The sequence below is a fragment of the Exiguobacterium sp. s143 genome (genome assembly GCF_018618895.1).
Classification (GTDB): domain Bacteria; phylum Bacillota; class Bacilli; order Exiguobacteriales; family Exiguobacteriaceae; genus Exiguobacterium_A; species Exiguobacterium_A abrahamii.
In genome coordinates this window covers 1025259-1042676 of record NZ_JACSMX010000001.1, presented here as the reverse complement: position 1 = coordinate 1042676, position 17418 = coordinate 1025259, and the positions used below count along the sequence as shown (strand labels likewise).

The following is a 17418-nucleotide window of genomic DNA, read 5'->3' as shown; positions in this document are numbered from 1 at the left end:
GGGAGGGAGCGACGGCATTGTCGTTGCGAAAGAGATGACGAATCAAGAAGTAGCGATACCAGTGATCCGGGCGGAGTTCTTATCGTTCCAAAGCATCCGGATCGAGGTCGAAGGCAATCCGTCAATCCACTGGTCGCTTGAATGTGATGGACAATCACTTGCGATCCAGCAAGTCGAGACACACCGTGAGGAACAACTGGTGATTTATGAATTGACGGTTCTGGAACCGGTCGAGCTAGAATGTCGATATGAGGTATTCGGAGCAGGTCGGTCAATCCGCGTCGTTCCCGACCGGTTAGTCCGGACGGAAGCATTCGAGCGCAAGTACCGTTACGAAGGGAAGCTCGGTGTCTGGGAAGAAGAGGGAGCATTTCACTTTGCTGTTTGGTCACCGGTCGCAGAACGAATCATGTGTGTCGTGTACGATCAAGATGAACGGTTACTCGAAAAGCACGAAATGGAGCGACAAGAGCAAGGTGCCTATCATCTTCAACTGGAACAAGATATCGCAGAGTGCTGGTATCGGTATGAAGTGACGACATACCTTGGCACACAAGAGGTCGTCGATCCGTACGCTAGTGCGATATCGGAGAATGGTCGATACGGCGTCATCGTTGACGTCGAACGGACGATGACCAAGTGGTTCCCGAAGCGTGTCGCGCGTCCTCTGTTCGTCAAACCGTCAGACGCTGTCATCTACGAAGCGAATATTCGTGATTTCACGATCGATCACTCAGCTGGTTCAAGTCATCCGGGTCAATACGCAGGGATGACGGAACGAGGAACGCGCTCTCCTCGAGGTCATGCGACGGGACTTGATTACCTCCTAGATCTCGGGATCACCCATCTGCAATTGCTACCAGTCCACTTTTTTGAGACGACCGATGAACGGACACGGTCTCCATATAACTGGGGATACGACCCAATGCTTTGGTTCGGGCTAGCTGGGAGTTATGCGAGTTCGGTTGAACCACTCGTTCGCGTCAGAGAATACGCGGAAATGGTAGAGCGACTCCATGAAGCAGGCATTCGTGTCACATTCGATGTCGTCATGAATCACGTCTTCATTCGAGAACGCTCCTCTCTCGAACAACTTGTTCCTGGTTATTATTTCCGCTACGAAGTAGACGGAACACTATCGAACGGAACAGGTGTCGGAAATGATACCGCATCTGAGCGATTCATGATGCGCCGTCTGATCGTTGACTGTTTGACGTACTTTGCTCGAGTCTACCGGATTGATGCCTTTCGATTTGATTTGATGGGGATTCATGACATTGAGACGATGAATGATGTTCGCGCGGCGCTCGATGCGATTGATCCAACGATTCTGGTGTATGGAGAAGGATGGGATCTTGCGACAGCGTTACCGGAACGGTTAAAGGCGATGAGTGCCTCCGCTGCGCAAATGCCGCGGATCGCCCATTTTAATGATGTGTTCCGTGACGCGTTAAAAGGATCGACGTTCAGTGAATTCGACCGAGGATTCGTTGCGGGAGATGGCTGGAAGGAAGGGGAGGTCCGAAACGGGATTGCGGGAAGTGTCCATATCGACAATCAAACGTACGGACGTTTTCCGGAACCTACCTATTCCATCAATTACGTCGAGGCGCACGACAATCATACGTTATACGATAAATTAAAGTTATCTTGTCCAGAGGCAGATGAACAGCAATTATTGCGGATGAGTCGCCTAGCTCAGACGATTGCCTTGTTTGCGCAAGGAATTCCGTTTCTTCACGCAGGTCAAGAGTTCTTACGCACGAAACAAGGTGTTGAAAACAGCTATAACGCATCAGACGAGATCAATCGAATGGACTGGGAACGGCGGGATGATCATCTGTCCCTTGTCACATACATCAAGACGATTTTGCAGATTCGCAGAATGCATGGCGGATTCCGGTTGCACCGAGCGAATCAGATTCGCGAGTTGCTTCATTTCATCGATTTACGTCCGGGTGTCATTGCTTATGAACTTGGAGCGGTCCACTCGTATGATGCATGGCAACGCACGCTCATCGTTTACAATACGACGCAAGAAATCATTGAAGTCTCACTTGATCATTCGCGCTGGAATGTGCATGTACAAGGGGATGAGGCCTCGGTTGACCCGCTTCTGAAAGGTGTCGACAGGATTCAGGTCCTTCCGTTGTCAACGACGATCGCAACGTGTTAAGATAAGCATTGTGCCTTAGGCAAATCTACTAAAAAAGTTGAGCGGATTATAATGGAATTAGATATTTTAGATGCGCTTGGCGAAGGCTGGACCCTTACGCCAGCAGGTGGAATCACAGGAGAAGCGTACATCGCTTCAACCGGACAATCGAAGTTGTTCTTAAAACGAAATTCATCGCCGTTTTTGGCGATTTTATCCGCAGACGGAATCGTTCCGAAGCTATTATGGACGAAACGGATTTATAGTGGGGACGTCATCAGCGCCCAACAGTTCATTGAAGGCGACGAGTTGGAGCCCGAAATGATGGAACGTCCTGAAGTAGCACGTTTGCTTGGGAAAATCCATGATTCGAAGGAATTACTGTTCATGCTACAACAGCTTGACCAGCGCCCGATCGAACCTGATGAGTTATTGCGACAATGTCGTTTGTACTTTCAACCGGATGATTTAGAGGATCCGGAGCTCGTGGAACATGCGATGGTTTACCTCGAACAAAATCTGGAGCAGGTCAGAACGGATGAGCAGGTCGTTTGTCATTCAGATTTGAACCATAATAACTGGTTGACGGGAGCAGACGGTCAACTCTATCTGAACGATTGGGATGATGCGATCATTGCTGACCGTGCGTACGATCTTGGAATGATGTTATATAGTTATGTCGACGAAGCGGCTTGGCCAGAATGGTTCGAACATTATGGACATCCTTTGACGAGTGATTTGAAGCGACGCATGCACTGGTATGTCGTAGCGCAAGCAGTATTGTCACTCTACTGGTATGAAGATACGCGTCATCCGGATGTCGACGACAGTTATCATTTTCTTGAACAGCTACTTGAATACTCAAACGACTAAAAAGCGTGTCATTCCGAAAGGGAACGACACGCTTTTTTGCTTAACCTTCTGCGATTTTAATCTCTTTTTCAATATCGTGACTTTCGAGATCTGCCGATCGATAAGCCGCTGTCGTCGGTAGACGTAAATCAAGTTGCGGCTTTTCTTCGAATGTGACGGTGACGTTCTTAACTGTGTAGTCAAAGACGTGACCACCACCTGCGCGAGCAGTATCGATGAAATGAAGGTGATATCCGGCGACGGCGATACCGTGACCAAATCGTGGTGTATAGTATCCGGCAAGCGTTCCTTCCGTGTGCTCGAACGTACGAGCGCTTTGAGAAGCGACAGCTTCCGTGATTGGAACGAACGGTTTTTCCTGGCGTGCGACGGTGCGTGTCTGAACCTCCGTGAATGTTCCGTCAATCCGGATAGCATAAAAGCTATTGATCGTTGGGAGTTGTTCGTTCAGCCAGTGCTCAAACGTCGCTTTTGACATCTCTTCCGTCACGGTCAGGGTTTGTTCCGGCTCGAAACGGGTTAATGTCGCGAAAGGTGTCGTCGTCTCAGGTTGGAGCGGTCGAGCACTACCATCTGAGCGGAGTTGATAGAATTGACCATCGAATCCAATCATCTCACCGTCTAAGTGGTCAAACGTTCCGATACCGAAATCACGTTGATCAAGGACGGAAGCATACGTGACTTCACTCTCAAATACGCCGTCAAGCAGTGCCATCATCGTTGAAATCTGGACGAGTGTTTTATCGTGTGCCATGTGAATCCTCCTTAGTTCAATTGATCGAGATGAACTTGTTCTCCGAGCGCGATGTTGTCACGGTAATCGATCGGTACATCGACGATGACGGGACCGTCTGTCGCGAGTGCTTCATCCATGATTGCTGCGAGTTCCGAAGGATGATTGACGCGGAGTCCTTTTGCTCCAAAGCTTTCCGCATATTTGACGAGATCGACGTCACCGAATGACGTACCGGATTTCCGTTTGTATTTCATCTCTTGTTGGAACGCGACCATATCGAATCCACTGTCACGCCAGACGAAGTGGACGAGTGGTGAGTTCAAACGGACAGCTGTCTCAAGTTCCATTGCAGAGAAGAGGAATCCGCCGTCACCTGAAATCGAGACAGCTTTCTTTCCTGGGCGGACGAGTGTAGCTGCGATTGCCCATGGAAGTGCGACGCCGAGCGTTTGCATTCCGTTACTAAAGAGGAGGTGGCGCGGTTCGTACGAACGGAAGTGACGTGCCATCCAGATGTAGTGTGAGCCAACATCGACCGTGACGGTGACATCGTCCGCAATTTTTTCACGCAACGTCTTCATGAAATAAAGTGGATGCGTCAATGGAGAATCCGCTACAGGAGGGACATCGCGATCGACAAGACGTTGATGTAATCCTTCAAGGAATTGAACAGAGCTTTCAGGTAATGTGAGTGGTTGCAGGCGTTCAGCGATCGCGTCGACTGTTTTCGCCATATCACCGACAAGCTCATGATCTGGACGATAGAAATGATCGATTTCAGCACGCATTTGATCGATGTGCACAAGCGTCCGGTCGTGCGTTGGTTGGTTCCAGAATTTCGGGTCATAACCGATTGGATCATATCCGATCGAGAGGACAAGATCCGCTTCTGCAAGTAACGCATCTCCCGGCTGATTGCGGAACAATCCAACACGTCCGTAGAAATTCGATTCAAGCTCACGTGATAACGTGCCGGCCGCTTGGAATGTCTGAACGACAGGAATCGAGACGTTTTTGAGTAACGAACGAATCGCGTGTACGACGTCTGGTTGACTCGCGCGCATACCGAGTAACAAGACAGGGAGTTTTGCCTCTTGAATCAGACGGGCTGTTTCATCGACCCATGCTTCTGGTGCAACGCCGAGCTTTGGTGCTTCAACCGCACGGAACGCCGTGACGTTCGCTTCGCTTAACCCGACGTCTTGCGGGATACTGACGAAAGCAGCTCCAGCTGTCGTTTCAGCTGTTCGGAAAGCATTCGATAATACTTCTGGAATGTTATCGGCATCTTGCACTTCAGCACTAAAGTTCGTAATCGGTGTAAAGAGTGCCTGATTGTCCATGGACTGATGTGTTCGTTTTAAACGATCGGCTCGCGTGACAGCTCCAGCAATTGCGACAACAGGGTCACCTTCAGAGTTCGCCGTCACAAGACCAGTCGCTAAATTTGATGCCCCAGGACCAGATGTCACAAGGACGACACCCGGTTTGTCCGTCAAGCGTCCGATGGCTTGAGCCATGAAGGCAGCGTTTTGTTCGTGGCGTGCAACAATGAGTTCAGGTCCCCGGTCCTGTAACACATTGAAGACGGAATCGATTTTGGCGCCGGGAATACCGAAGATGTAATCAACACCTTGCTCGATGAGTGAATCGACGACGAGATCCGCACCTGTTTTCTTCTGTACTAGTTCTTTTGAATCACTGTTTTTATTTTCGTTCATTACAATTCTCCTTTTTACCAACGTTTTTGGTGTTCGATAGCTGTAATAAAGTATCTGTTTCAAAAAAAGTATACATCTGTTTCATGGTAAAACCAACCTAAAATCATTTAGAAAATAAAAAAAGTACCTTGTGTATGATTACACAAGGTACAGAGATTGCCCTTATTCGACGTCGACTTTTCCGAAAGTCGCCCAAACGAACAAAGCAGTGATTCCCAAGACGAGAACGATGGGAGATGCCCAACTAATCAAGAAATCATCCACAGTATAGCCCTCCTTTTCGGTTCTTACGTACCTTAAGTGTATTAGAATGCTCACTATTTCTCAAGTGACGAACTGCTGAACATTCTTCGATAGGAAACGAAGAAGTTCTTATATAATTACCCGAATCATGATAAACTTATCTGCGGATAATTTAAGTTTGGAAAGGATGAACGATAGTGCGTTTACGACATAAACCATGGGCGCAGGATTATATGAAGGAACAATCCTCGATCTATATAGCAGAACCAGCATCTCTTAAAGGAGCATGGGCTAGCGAGTTCAAGAATGATAACCCGATCTACATCGAAGTGGGATCAGGGAAAGGAGCTTTCATTACCGGAATGGCGCACCAACACCCGGATATCAACTTCATCGCGATCGAACTATTCGAAAGCGTTGCCGTGACGATCGTTCAAAAATTGGTCGAAACACCACAATCGAACGTTCGCGTCTTGACGGTCGATGCAAAAGACCTACGTGATTACTTTGAAAAAGGTGAAGTGTCCCGCGTGTACTTGAACTTCTCTGATCCATGGCCAAAGACACGTCATGCGAAACGCCGCTTGACGTATAAAACATTCCTCTCGACATATGAAGATATTTTACCGGCGAAAGGTCAAATCCACTTCAAGACAGATAATCGGAAGTTGTTCGAATCGAGTTTGATGACGATGTCAGCATACGGCATGCGCTTCGACTGGATGTCACTTGATTTACATGCGAATGAACCGGAAGATAACGTCCGAACAGAGTACGAAGAGCGTTTTTCATCAATGGGTCAACCGATTTATCGGATGGAAGCAACGTACCAAAATTAATTTAGACAAAAAGTTTTCTTATTTTCCTGGTATTTCTTTCACACTTTTTTCTTATTAATTGGTACAATGTTGTTGACTGAAGAACTTGTACTTATAGGTAAAGGGGGAATTTGGGGATGTGGCAGAAAAGCTTAGCCTTCGTAACGGCGCTCTTTCTCGCATTAAGTATCGGTCAATCGGTACTTGCTGCGGTTGATACCTCAGAAATGACGAAAGCATTAAATGAGGAATTACCAACGACGCATTACGATTATAAAAAAGGTTCGGTCGAAATCGAGGATCCGAAGACGTTCACGAATGAAAAAGGAGAAGAAGTCATTGGCGGAATCGCTGTCATCGAGACAGTCCGTGACGGCATCTTCATCACGATCAAACGTGAAATCCACTTCTTCAATGCCGATAGCGGTAAATTGTTGACGAGTGCCGATGCTGCAAAAGTTGATGGCGTAAAAGAATACATCGACGGTAACTCGGATAATCTTCAACAAAAAGTCGTCTACTGGTTACCGATGCTCTTGATGTTGTTGATCATTGCTGTACCAGCGGTCATCTTATACATCGTTGTTCCACGTCTATACTCGACGACGGAATACATGAACCCGATCTACGAACGCAACGACAACCCGCGTTAATTAAGAAAAAAAGCCTCTATCCAATCGGATAGAGGCTTTTCTCATGCAAGCAACACGAAGATGAAAGCAAGTATGGCAGGCAAGCCTTGTTTGAGTAAAATGGAGCGATTGGCAGTCACGGCGCCATAAAGCGCAGCGATGATGACACATGCTAAAAAGAACAATTGAACAGCCACATCCTGACGAATCAGACCAAATACTAGTCCGGCTGCTAAAAATCCATTATATAAGCCTTGATTCGCAAAAAGTGTCCGAATTTGTTGTGATGCAACAGCTTCGTCCGTTAAACCGAACGTTCGACGAGCCGCTTTGGAAGAAAGAAAGAACATTTCAAGTGCTAAAATATAAAAGTGTTCCAAAGCAACGAGGATAACGAACAGCGTAGCAAGAATCGACATGAATCATACCTCCTTCAGATGAACGTGGAAAAAAGACCGTACTTCGTCGATCGAAGCACGGTCTTTTGATTAAGCGTATTCGAGTAAAGCGCCAGTTTCGGCATCAACTGTGAATTGATACGTTTTTTCGTCATCACCTTCAAGGACCGAGATGCCACCTTTGTAGCTTTGGTAGTCACGTGACTCATATGCGTAAGCCTCTGGTGTTGCAGAGATCCATGCACCTTGGACACGTCCTTTTGCTGAAAATGTGCGTTTCGTGATTTCGAGCGCTTCCTCGGCAGAAAGTTGTTTGTTATCAACGGCTTTCTTCACTGCGAAAGCGGCGACGACAGCTGCTGCCAATCCGATAATCCAATAGCGTTTTTTCATTAAAATTCCCCTCCTTACAGGTTCTATTCCTACTGTACCAAATAATTCGTTCAGAGAGAAACAAAAGGTTAAGTGATAGAAGCAATTTTTTGTATAATGAGAAGCAGGAGGCGATACATATGAATGAAAAAACGAGAGAGTTATTTCGAACACTGACGGAATTGAACGGGGCACCGGGGTTTGAGCACGACGTTCGTCAGTTCGTTCGCGAGCGCATCACACCTGTCACGGATGAGATCGTTACGGATGGGCTTGGTTCGATTTTTGGAAAACGAACAGGCGATGCGACAGGGCCGAAAGTCATGGTTGCCGGGCACATGGACGAAGTGGCATTCATGGTGACGCAAATCACGAAGAACGGAATGTTGCGGATTCAACCGCTCGGTGGCTGGTGGAGCCAAGTGTTGCTTGCGCAACGCTTCTCGATCTGTACGGACAACGGTGTCATCCCTGGTGTCATCGCATCGATTCCACCACACTTATTGACAGAAGAAGTGCGCAATAAGCCAATGGCGATCAAAGACATGTTCATCGATATCGGTGCAGACTCAAAAGAAGAGGCAGAATCGTTTGGAGTACGTCCAGGTATTCCTGCCGTACCATTCTTCCCGTTCACACCGATGGCGAATCCGAAGAAGATCATGGCGAAAGCATGGGATAACCGCTATGGTGTCGGAATGGCGATTGAATTGTTGGAAGAGACGACAGCGGCGGATCATCCGAACATTTTGTTCTCGGGTGCAACGGTTCAAGAAGAAGTTGGATTGCGCGGTGCGCAAACAGCGACGGCACTCATCGATCCCGACGTCGCGTTCGTCGTCGACGCTTCTCCTGCCAATGATGCATCAGGAGACAAAACGGAATTTGGTCAACTCGGACAAGGACCATTGCTTCGAATTAAAGACAGTGTCATGATCCTCTCAAAAGAGATGACGGATTACGTCCTCGATACGGCAGAATCGAACAAGATTCCGTACCAATATTATGTCGGTGCAGGTGGAACCGATGGTGGTGTCATCCATCGTTCGAATAATGGGATTCCAACGACAGTCGTTGGTTTACCAGCACGCTACATCCATACGCATGCATCGATCATGCATACAGATGATTATGATGCGGCGAAGGAATTGCTTCGGAAACTCGTCACGAACCTCGATACGACGACACTCGCGACGCTACAAGTCAAGTGAATGACATGACAGACAGTGGATGTGAATCCGCTGTCTGTTTTTGTTTAATAAGAACGACGTAAGCATGAACTGTCTTGTCAGTTGGAAAAACAATGTAGTCGGATAGAAAGGAGATTTGATATAATGATACGCGATGTTAAGAAAAGGACGTGACAAGATGTTCAAACAAAAAGGGATCTCACTTAGCCCTAAAGTATATTTCATCACCGTATTAAGTTATATGGCACTTGGTTTGTTTAGTTCGTTGATCATGGGTCTCATCATCCGAACGATTGGTGAGGGACTGGTCGATCGTGGTGTAGAGGCGAAGTTCCTCATTCAGTTAGGAGAGCAGGCAATCGCACTGACTGGGCCAGCAATCGGTGTGGCTGTAGCGTTTGCACTTGAGGCACCACCGCTGATCTTGTTCGCAGCAGTTGCCGTTGGTGCGTTCGGATATGAAGCAGGAGGACCAGCAGGTAGCTACATTGCAACACTTCTTGCGACAGAGGTCGGAAAACTCGTTTCAAAGACGACGCGACTCGATATTTTATTGACGCCGTTCGTTACGTTACTAGCCGGATTCGTTGCCGGACGTTACGCAGGAAAGTGGATTGGAAAAGGGATGACGGATCTTGGTGAGTTGATTCGTTGGGGAACGGAACGCGAACCATTATTCATGGGAATTTTCGTTGCTACCGTCATGGGTCTTGCATTGACAGCGCCGATTTCGAGTGCTGCGCTTGGAATCATGCTTGGTTTGGATGGACTTGCTGCAGGGGCGGCGACGATCGGTTGTGCGGCACAGATGATTGGGTTTGGCGTCATCAGTTACCGTGATAACGGAATCGGTGGTGTGATTGCTCAAGGGATTGGAACATCGATGTTACAAGTAGGGAATATCATTCGAAATCCTTGGATTCTTCTACCGCCGACTGTAGCCGGCGCAATCCTAGCGCCATTTGCGACTGTTCTGTTAATGCTTGAGAGTAACCCGGAAGGTTCTGGTATGGGTACGAGCGGATTCGTTGGTCCGTTGATGTTATTAAAAACGATGGGGTTCGAAATGGAGTATTACCTAGCAGTCGCTGTCCTCTGTTTCCTTGCGCCCGGCATCATCAGTTATTTCATTTATCGCATATTACGACGTCTCGGTCGGATTCAAGATGGCGATTTAAAAATCGAATATTAAATACAAAAAGCTGATTCTAAAGGATACGCCTGTTTGACCGGATGGTGGACGAACAAGCATATGACTTTTTGAATCAGCTTTTTTCATAAAGAGAATCCGAATGAACTTGAATAAAAACTCGTAAAGAAAACGTAGAGGTAAATGAGGTAAAGTGGAGTCAAATACCGCATGCGTACGACAGGCAATTTTCGAGCGAGTCGTTTTCCGAGTGCTTCGAGTAAAATGATGATCGCAAAACCGACGACCAAATACAAAAAGATTTCGGGTAAGCTTCGTTCGGAATCAATGAAGGAATAGCCGAAACGTAAACAACTCGTCATGCCAACGAAGCCGACGAAGCGTTCGAACGGGTGTTTGATTGGTTGATCTGCCATAGTGAAGTCCTTTCCAGGTGTTTTCTAGTTGCAGTATAGCAAACCAAGCACGAAAACGCACAGCCACAATTGAATATGCTATGATGAGGGCAATGACTTCTAGGGAAATCAAAGGAGGAAATCATCATGAAAACATTACAATCCAAACAAGAATTCGATACAGCAAAACAAGGAAATGCCGTCTTTTTATTCTCAGCAAACTGGTGCCCGGATTGCCGCTTCTTAGATCCGTTCATGCCGGAAATCGAGCAAACATTTAACGGCTTCGAATTTTACTACGTCGATCGCGACGATCATATTGAAATTGCCCAGGAAATGGACATCTTCGGAATTCCGAGTTTTGTTGCATTCCGCGATGGTGAAGAGACAGGGCGTTATGTCGGGAAAGAGCGGAAGACACCAGAACAGGTGACAGCATTTTTAGAGACGGTTTAAGAAAAAAGCGAGCGCTGACTCGCTTTTTTTCATGATAGAAAGGATGAATTCGAATGGAACTACAACAAATCCGAAGAATGATGACACAGACATTTGAAGAAGAAGGGTACACGACATATTTCGATCGTGAAAAGTCTGTGTTACGAATTGAGCGAAAGCACGATAAATCAGGCGTCGATGTCGGATTGAATCCGCTTGTCGCAAAAGCAAAACGAAGAGGTGTCATCGCAGTCGAAGAGACGATCGAATATATCCGTGCTGTACTCGGACAAACGGATCAAATCTCACTCGTTGGACAAGAGCAAAAAATCTTTCCTGTAATTCGCGCTAAATCGTTTGCCGATACGACAAAAGAAGGAAAGACGCTCGTCAGTACACCACATACAGGTGAGACGAAAATCATGTACGCACTTGATTTAGGGGCGACGTATCGTTTGATTGATGAGGAGTTACTGGCGTCTGCTGAATGGACAGCTGAACAGTTATCAGAAGCAGCGCGTTTTAATGTGAAATCGCTTGAAGCGCCATTTAAACAAGACGAAGTCGCAGGGAATATCTTTTATTTCTTGAGTCTCGGCGACGGATATGAGGCGAGTCGTGTTTTGAACAAGACGTTATTAGCCGATTACGCGGCGCAAATCGAAGGAGAATTCGCTGTCGGGATTCCGCATCAGGATGTCCTGATTTTCGCTGATATTCGTAATGACGCCGGATATGATGTCTTACAGCAGTTGATGTTTGACTTCTTCTCGAACGGTCGTGTACCGGTCACGGCACTGCCATTCTTATATGAAGATGGCAATCTGGAGCCGGTCTTCGTCCTTGCGAAAAACAAGCAGCCGAAAGAGTGAAGAATCTGATACAATAGGCATTGTGAGAAAGACGGAAGGGAGTCATGGATTGAATGAATGTGTTTTATAATAAAGAGGGCGTCGGCGACGTCTTAATGATCATTTTGGAAGACGCACCACGTGCGGAAGTGACAGCGACTCGTGAAGGAGACGTAGCAACTATCAAGCATGGTGATCGTGTCGTCGGTTACAACCTGTTTGATGCTTCGACTACGTTTAAGATCGAGACACAAGGACCGGTTGAATTGACGGAAGAATTGGCAACACGCATCCAAAAGGAACTGGCGAGTCGAGATATCGAATTGTCACTCGAACAAGTGGATTATTCTCCGAAATTCGTTGTTGGGTTCGTTGCTTCTTGCGAGAAGCATCCGGATGCTGATAAATTATCGGTCTGTCAGGTAGAAGTAGATAACGGAACTTTACAAATCGTTTGTGGAGCACCGAATGTAGCGGCGGGTCAAAAAGTAGTCGTTGCTAAACCGGGAGCGGTCATGCCGTCTGGGTTAATCATCCGTCCTTCAGCGTTACGCGGCGTACCATCAAGCGGTATGCTCTGTTCAGCGCGTGAGCTCGGACTTGTCGATGCACCACAAGAAAAAGGGATTCTTGTACTCGATGATACAAAAGCAGTAGGGGAAGCATTCTCAATCGGTCGATGATTCGACCGATTTTTTAACAAGATGGAGGGGTGAACGTATGAGTAATCGTTATGAACAGTCACTAAAAGAGCAGGCTGCCCGGATTCGTCGAGAGCTTGCAGGGGAACGTGAGACAAAGCCGGTAGAACGTCCGAAAAAAGAGGAGCGTGAAGATCGCTTCGTTTTAACGGATGTTCCTTCACCGATTTATGGATTCCAACGTCCGAAGCAATCTGCATCGGAAACCGTAAAAGCTGCGGAAGAAACGGAAACGAATGAGCAGGTTTCGGAAACAGTCGAAGAGGGAAATACTGATGAGGTTGCTTTGGCGGATCAAGAACTGACCGCGCCAGAAGTCGTATTAGACGAAGCGGAAGCAGATGCTGGTCTTGTACCAGTGACGGACGTCGAATTACTCGTACCGGAACCTCACACAAGTGAAGAACTCGTGAGAGAAGAAGTACCGACTGTAACCGAAGTAGAAGAAACGGACGTAACTGAAACATCTTCCAACAGTGAGACGATGGAACAATCAGCTGATCCGACAGAAGTCGTATCAGACGAAGCGAATGCTGGTCTTGTACCGGTGACGGACGTCGAATTACTTGTACCGGAACCTCACACAAGTGAAGAGCTCGTAAGAGAAGAAGTGCCGACCGTAACCGAAGTAGAAGAAACGGACGGAACTGAAACATCTTCCAACAGTGAGACGGCGGAACAATTAGTTGTTCCGACAGAGACATCAAGTGAAGAGTCTGCTGATGAAAAAGAAGCTGAGCAACAAGCGGAGAGCTTCGCACCGACTTTTGATCCATCTGCTATTGAAGTAGATCAAGATCCATCTGTTACTGAGGTGGATAAGCCTGTTCAGTCGGAAGTGAAAAAACCGGTCGGACCGCCTGTTAACGTCGTCATGACGACGAAAGACTTGATGGCGATGTATCGCGCACGTCGAGAACAAAATAATTTACATGGTAAAAAATAAATCGGTTTGCTATAATGGTACAGGTTTTGTACCCGAGCCCGATGGTACGGACCGGAACGTGAATTGGAGGGCTTTTATATGACAAAGTATCATTTTGTTGGAATCAAAGGAACAGGGATGAGTGCGCTCGCCCAAGTACTACATGAGATGAATCATGAGGTGCAAGGTTCAGACATCGAAAAGCACATTTTTACTGAAGACGCGTTACGGGCTAAGGGAATTCCATTTTTCCCGTTCAATGCGGATAACATCAAAGAAGATTATGTCATCATCCAAGGAAATGCTTTTGGAGATGATCATCCAGAAATCGCACGGGCAAATGAACTTGGTTTAACCATCCATCATTATTACGATTTCTTAGGACACCTAGCAAATGAATATCGTTCGGTCGCCATTACAGGCTCACACGGAAAAACGTCGACGACAGGTTTGCTTTCACACGTCTTGAGCGGTATCACGCCGACAGCTTTCTTGATCGGAGACGGGACAGGGGCAGGAGTAGAGGATGCGAAAGCATTCGTCTTCGAGGCATGTGAATACAAACGTCACTTCTTATATTACAAGCCGGACTACGCTATCATGACGAATATCGACTTCGATCATTCGGATTATTTCACAGGAATCGATGACGTCGTTTCGGCATTCCAAGAAATGGCGATGCAGGTTAAGCAAGCGATTGTTGCTTGTGGAGATGATGAGCATCTTCAAAACATTCAAGCGAATGTACCTGTTCTCTATTATGGATTTGGAGAAAACAATGATTTCCGCGCGGAAAACGCGACGTCAACGCCAGATGGTACATCATTTGATGTTTATTTACGTGATGATTTCTACGGCACGTTCCTCATTCCAGGATTCGGTCGTCATCATGTCTTGAATGCACTCTCTGTCATTGCGATCTGTCAGTACGAAGGATTGAGCAAAGACGACGTTGCTGAACGTTTAGCCACATTTGGTGGTGTAAAACGTCGCTTCAGTGAGTCGGAATTCGGCACACAAATCCTAGTAGATGACTACGCGCACCATCCGAAGGAAATCAGCGCGACGATTGAGTCGGCACGGAAGAAATATCCGGACCGCGAAGTCATTGCGATTTTCCAACCGCATACGTACACACGCTTGAAATCATTCATGGATGATTTCGCGACTTCTTTACGTGAAGCAGATGCGACATATCTATGCGAAATCTTTGGATCGGCACGTGAGCAGGAAGGGCAAGTTCGCGTAGAAGATCTGCAGGAGAAAATCCCGCAAGCTTCTATTCTGACGCGCGATAACGTTTCTGTTCTACGTCAGCATGAAAATGCTGTGCTTCTGTTCATGGGAGCGGGCGACATTCAAACGTATCAGCATCAATATCAAAGTGTGAAATAAGCAAGAATTAAAAGTGTCACTCGACCGGAGTGGCACTTTTTTTGTCGTAATTTTGAATTATGATAGTAATTTCAAAAAACCGATGAGGAAAATCTAAAATAGGATTGCATCTTGAAAAAAAGTTTGAAATAGTGTGTATGTGTTGAAGTTATTAACAGAAAGGAAAGACACCATGGGACAGATTTTACTCATCTTATTGCTCCAGTTGATTTACGTTCCTGTTTTGACATTACGGACGATCATGCTCGTCAAAGGGCGAACTGTCATTGCCGGATTATTTGGCACAGTCGAAACATTGATTTACATTTTTGCACTAGGAATCGTATTCCAAGACTTAACGACACTCGGTATGGTCGTTTACGCGCTTGGATTTGGTCTAGGAATACTCGTCGGTGGATATGTCGAGCGAAAACTCGCCATCGGTTACAATATGATTCAAGTGCATACGCAAGAATTTCCAGCGGAACTGATTCAAGTCATTCGCGATAATGGTTTTGGCGTGACACATTACCAAGGTCAAGGACGAGACGGTGTCCGTTACCGGTTAGATGTGCTCGCGGCTCGAACACGTATGAAAGTGCTTCGTAATCTCGTCGAAGAATACGAACCGAAAGCATTTCTCGTAGCATTTGATTCCGTCGACTTCAAAGGTGGGTATATGTTGAAAGGATTAAAGCGTCCTCGATAGAACACTTTTCCTGAGAATGATGTTTATTCTTTGTTATTTAAGGATAAAGATGAAATAGAACGTCATTTGAAATCAGGAAAGGGGAATATCAGATGATTAGTAATCATGCAAAATCAGCTTTGAATCAACAGGTAGCAAACTATGGGGTACTGTTCGTCAAACTCCACAATTATCATTGGTACATTAAAGGACCAGACTTCTTAACGCTTCACGAGAAGCTTGAAGAACTTTATACATGGGTGTCTGAACAATATGATGTCGTTGCAGAACGTCTCCTGATGAATAACGGAACACCTTCTGCGACACTAAAAGAGTATTTAGAGCAAACAACGCTTGAAGAAGCGAAATCGGGATTATCGGCAGATGAGATGATTGATTCTGTCATCAAAGACTTCCAACAAGTCCGAAAAGAGATGCTCGATGCGATTGAACATCTTGAGGCACAAGACGTGACGGTTGAAGATGATCTACTTGGTCAAGCGAAGGAAATCGAAAAACAAATTTGGATGCTTCGTGCGACATTGAAAAAATAAGATAAAGAAACGGATGACCCCGTCCTAATGAAGGACGAGCCATCCGCTTTTTCTTATTTCAGGTTTTCAGGATTGAGGACTTCAAGTTCTGGAAGAACGAAACGACCGTCTTTACGGATCAATACGTCGTCGAACCAGATTTCTCCACCACCGTAATCAGGACGTTGGATGTTGACGAGATCCCAGTGAACGGATGAGTCATTACCGTTGTAGGCTTCTTCGTAAGCTTGACCTGGTGTGAAGTGGAAGCTGCCATCGATTTTTTCATCGAATAGAATATCCTTCATTGGATGCTGAATGAAGGGATTGACGCCGATCGCGAATTCGCCGACAAAACGAGAACCAGCATCTGTATCGAAGACTTGGTTGATCCGATCCGTATCGTTCGCCGTCGCTTCGACGATTTTACCATCTTTGAACGTCAGTTTGACGTTTTCAAACGTGAACCCTTGATACGGAGATGGTGTGTTATATGAGATGACACCGTTGACCGAATCCTTGACGGGTGCCGTAAAGACTTCACCGTCTGGAATGTTAGCATTTCCGGCGCATTTGATGGCTGGGATGTCTTTGATTGAAAACGTTAGATCCGTTCCTGGTCCGACGAGACGAACACGATCCGTCCGGTTCATCAAGTCGACGAGTGGTTCCATCGCTTGTCCCATTTTTTCATAATCAAGCGTGCAGACATCGAAGTAGAAGTCTTCGAATGCTTCTGTCGATTGATTCGCAAGTTGCGCCATCGATGCAGTTGGGAAACGAAGTACGACCCATTTCGTTCCTTTGACACGATCTTGTGTGTGCATCTTACCGATCGTTTGACCGTAAAGTTTCATCTGTTCAGCCGGCACATCTGACAATTCATTGATGTTATCACCAGCACGTAGTCCGATGTATGCGTCCATTGCTTGCATTTGCTTGCGTTCGATGTCTGCCATCAATTGGAGTTGCTCTTCTGAAGCATTTCGGTATAATTTTCGTAGGATACGATTATCCTTAAGTAAAACGAACGGATGTCCGCCAGCCGCGTAGGCAGCTTCAACGAGTGCCTCGACCAGTTCGCGTTCGATGCCGAAGTTTTCAATCAATACTTTTTCACCAGGTTCAAGGGCAACTGAATAGTTAATGAGATTCGTTGCCAGTTGAGTAAGACGTGGGTCACGCATGAAATTTCCCCCTCGAAATGGATTATGTAGGTTTCATTTAT

Annotated in this window: 20 protein-coding genes; 13 read left to right on the top strand and 7 right to left on the bottom strand. The window is 46.5% G+C overall.

Annotated features, from left to right (window positions below; translation table 11 throughout):
- Nucleotides 1-34 precede the first annotated feature (34 nt).
- Nucleotides 35-2176 (top strand): type I pullulanase, encoded by a 2142-nt coding sequence (gene pulA, locus KNQ03_RS05600; RefSeq protein ID WP_214723814.1) that lies wholly within the window; start codon nt 35-37, stop codon nt 2174-2176.
- Between the two features lie 51 nt (nt 2177-2227).
- Nucleotides 2228-3028: a phosphotransferase family protein gene (locus tag KNQ03_RS05595; protein ID WP_087681261.1), complete on the top strand. Its 801-nt coding sequence runs from the start codon at nt 2228-2230 to the stop codon at nt 3026-3028.
- A gap of 40 nt (nt 3029-3068) precedes the next feature.
- Here KNQ03_RS05595 and budA read toward each other — a convergent pair whose 3' ends face one another.
- The 3 genes from budA to cydS all read right to left on the bottom strand — a co-directional run bounded on the left by budA (nt 3069) and on the right by cydS (nt 5749).
- Complete coding sequence (budA, locus tag KNQ03_RS05590; protein ID WP_214723812.1) at nt 3069-3782, bottom strand: acetolactate decarboxylase; 714 nt, start codon at nt 3780-3782, stop codon at nt 3069-3071.
- Nucleotides 3783-3793: 11 nt separating this feature from the next.
- A complete protein-coding gene (gene alsS, locus KNQ03_RS05585; protein WP_050678597.1) occupies nt 3794-5485 on the bottom strand; it encodes an acetolactate synthase AlsS in 1692 nt (563 codons plus the stop codon).
- Between the two features lie 162 nt (nt 5486-5647).
- The gene (gene cydS, locus KNQ03_RS17295; protein ID WP_023469087.1) at nt 5648-5749 is read right to left on the bottom strand and encodes a cytochrome bd oxidase small subunit CydS family protein; all 102 of its coding nucleotides are present in this window, start codon (nt 5747-5749) and stop codon (nt 5648-5650) included.
- Between the two features lie 176 nt (nt 5750-5925).
- On the opposite strand from cydS, the gene trmB reads away from it, so the two are divergent.
- Both trmB and KNQ03_RS05575 read left to right on the top strand, forming a co-directional pair.
- Complete coding sequence (gene trmB, locus KNQ03_RS05580; protein ID WP_023469086.1) at nt 5926-6567, top strand: tRNA (guanosine(46)-N7)-methyltransferase TrmB; 642 nt, start codon at nt 5926-5928, stop codon at nt 6565-6567.
- Between the two features lie 116 nt (nt 6568-6683).
- Nucleotides 6684-7199, top strand: coding sequence for a hypothetical protein (locus KNQ03_RS05575; protein ID WP_058703918.1), 516 nt, complete (start codon nt 6684-6686; stop codon nt 7197-7199).
- A gap of 41 nt (nt 7200-7240) precedes the next feature.
- On the opposite strand, the gene KNQ03_RS05570 is transcribed toward KNQ03_RS05575, so the two are convergent.
- A complete protein-coding gene (locus tag KNQ03_RS05570) occupies nt 7241-7597 on the bottom strand; it encodes a DUF1304 domain-containing protein (protein ID WP_058264707.1) in 357 nt (118 codons plus the stop codon).
- A gap of 69 nt (nt 7598-7666) precedes the next feature.
- Nucleotides 7667-7969, bottom strand: coding sequence for a PepSY domain-containing protein (locus KNQ03_RS05565; protein ID WP_012371126.1), 303 nt, complete (start codon nt 7967-7969; stop codon nt 7667-7669).
- A 119-nt stretch (nt 7970-8088) separates the two neighbouring features.
- Between KNQ03_RS05565 and KNQ03_RS05560 the strand changes: the two genes are divergently transcribed.
- Nucleotides 8089-9159, top strand: coding sequence for a M42 family metallopeptidase (locus tag KNQ03_RS05560; RefSeq protein WP_035396484.1), 1071 nt, complete (start codon nt 8089-8091; stop codon nt 9157-9159).
- 157 nt (nt 9160-9316) lie between these two features.
- Nucleotides 9317-10330, top strand: a complete 1014-nt coding sequence (locus tag KNQ03_RS05555; RefSeq protein ID WP_214723810.1) for a PTS sugar transporter subunit IIC — start codon at nt 9317-9319, stop codon at nt 10328-10330.
- A gap of 83 nt (nt 10331-10413) precedes the next feature.
- Here KNQ03_RS05555 and KNQ03_RS05550 read toward each other — a convergent pair whose 3' ends face one another.
- Entirely contained in the window at nt 10414-10704 is a 291-nt protein-coding gene (locus KNQ03_RS05550; RefSeq protein WP_214723808.1) for a hypothetical protein, read from the bottom strand.
- A gap of 126 nt (nt 10705-10830) precedes the next feature.
- On the opposite strand from KNQ03_RS05550, the gene KNQ03_RS05545 reads away from it, so the two are divergent.
- From KNQ03_RS05545 to KNQ03_RS05515, 7 genes are all read left to right on the top strand, one after another.
- Nucleotides 10831-11139, top strand: coding sequence for a thioredoxin family protein (locus tag KNQ03_RS05545; RefSeq protein ID WP_023469079.1), 309 nt, complete (start codon nt 10831-10833; stop codon nt 11137-11139).
- Between the two features lie 53 nt (nt 11140-11192).
- Nucleotides 11193-11990, top strand: a complete 798-nt coding sequence (locus tag KNQ03_RS05540; RefSeq protein ID WP_055968792.1) for a DUF1444 domain-containing protein — start codon at nt 11193-11195, stop codon at nt 11988-11990.
- A 53-nt stretch (nt 11991-12043) separates the two neighbouring features.
- Nucleotides 12044-12652: a YtpR family tRNA-binding protein gene (gene ytpR, locus KNQ03_RS05535; RefSeq protein WP_214723806.1), complete on the top strand. Its 609-nt coding sequence runs from the start codon at nt 12044-12046 to the stop codon at nt 12650-12652.
- Between the two features lie 37 nt (nt 12653-12689).
- On the top strand, nt 12690-13616 hold the full coding sequence (locus KNQ03_RS05530; protein WP_214723804.1) for a hypothetical protein: 927 nt from the start codon (nt 12690-12692) through the stop codon (nt 13614-13616).
- A 78-nt stretch (nt 13617-13694) separates the two neighbouring features.
- A complete protein-coding gene (gene murC, locus KNQ03_RS05525; protein WP_023469075.1) occupies nt 13695-14990 on the top strand; it encodes a UDP-N-acetylmuramate--L-alanine ligase in 1296 nt (431 codons plus the stop codon).
- Between the two features lie 172 nt (nt 14991-15162).
- The gene (locus tag KNQ03_RS05520) at nt 15163-15678 is read left to right on the top strand and encodes a DUF2179 domain-containing protein (protein ID WP_023469074.1); all 516 of its coding nucleotides are present in this window, start codon (nt 15163-15165) and stop codon (nt 15676-15678) included.
- Between the two features lie 92 nt (nt 15679-15770).
- The gene (locus KNQ03_RS05515) at nt 15771-16211 is read left to right on the top strand and encodes a Dps family protein (RefSeq protein WP_023469073.1); all 441 of its coding nucleotides are present in this window, start codon (nt 15771-15773) and stop codon (nt 16209-16211) included.
- A gap of 53 nt (nt 16212-16264) precedes the next feature.
- Here the strand turns inward: KNQ03_RS05515 and KNQ03_RS05510 are convergent, their stop codons facing one another.
- Entirely contained in the window at nt 16265-17377 is a 1113-nt protein-coding gene (locus tag KNQ03_RS05510; protein WP_029342360.1) for an aminopeptidase, read from the bottom strand.
- Nucleotides 17378-17418 lie beyond the last annotated feature (41 nt).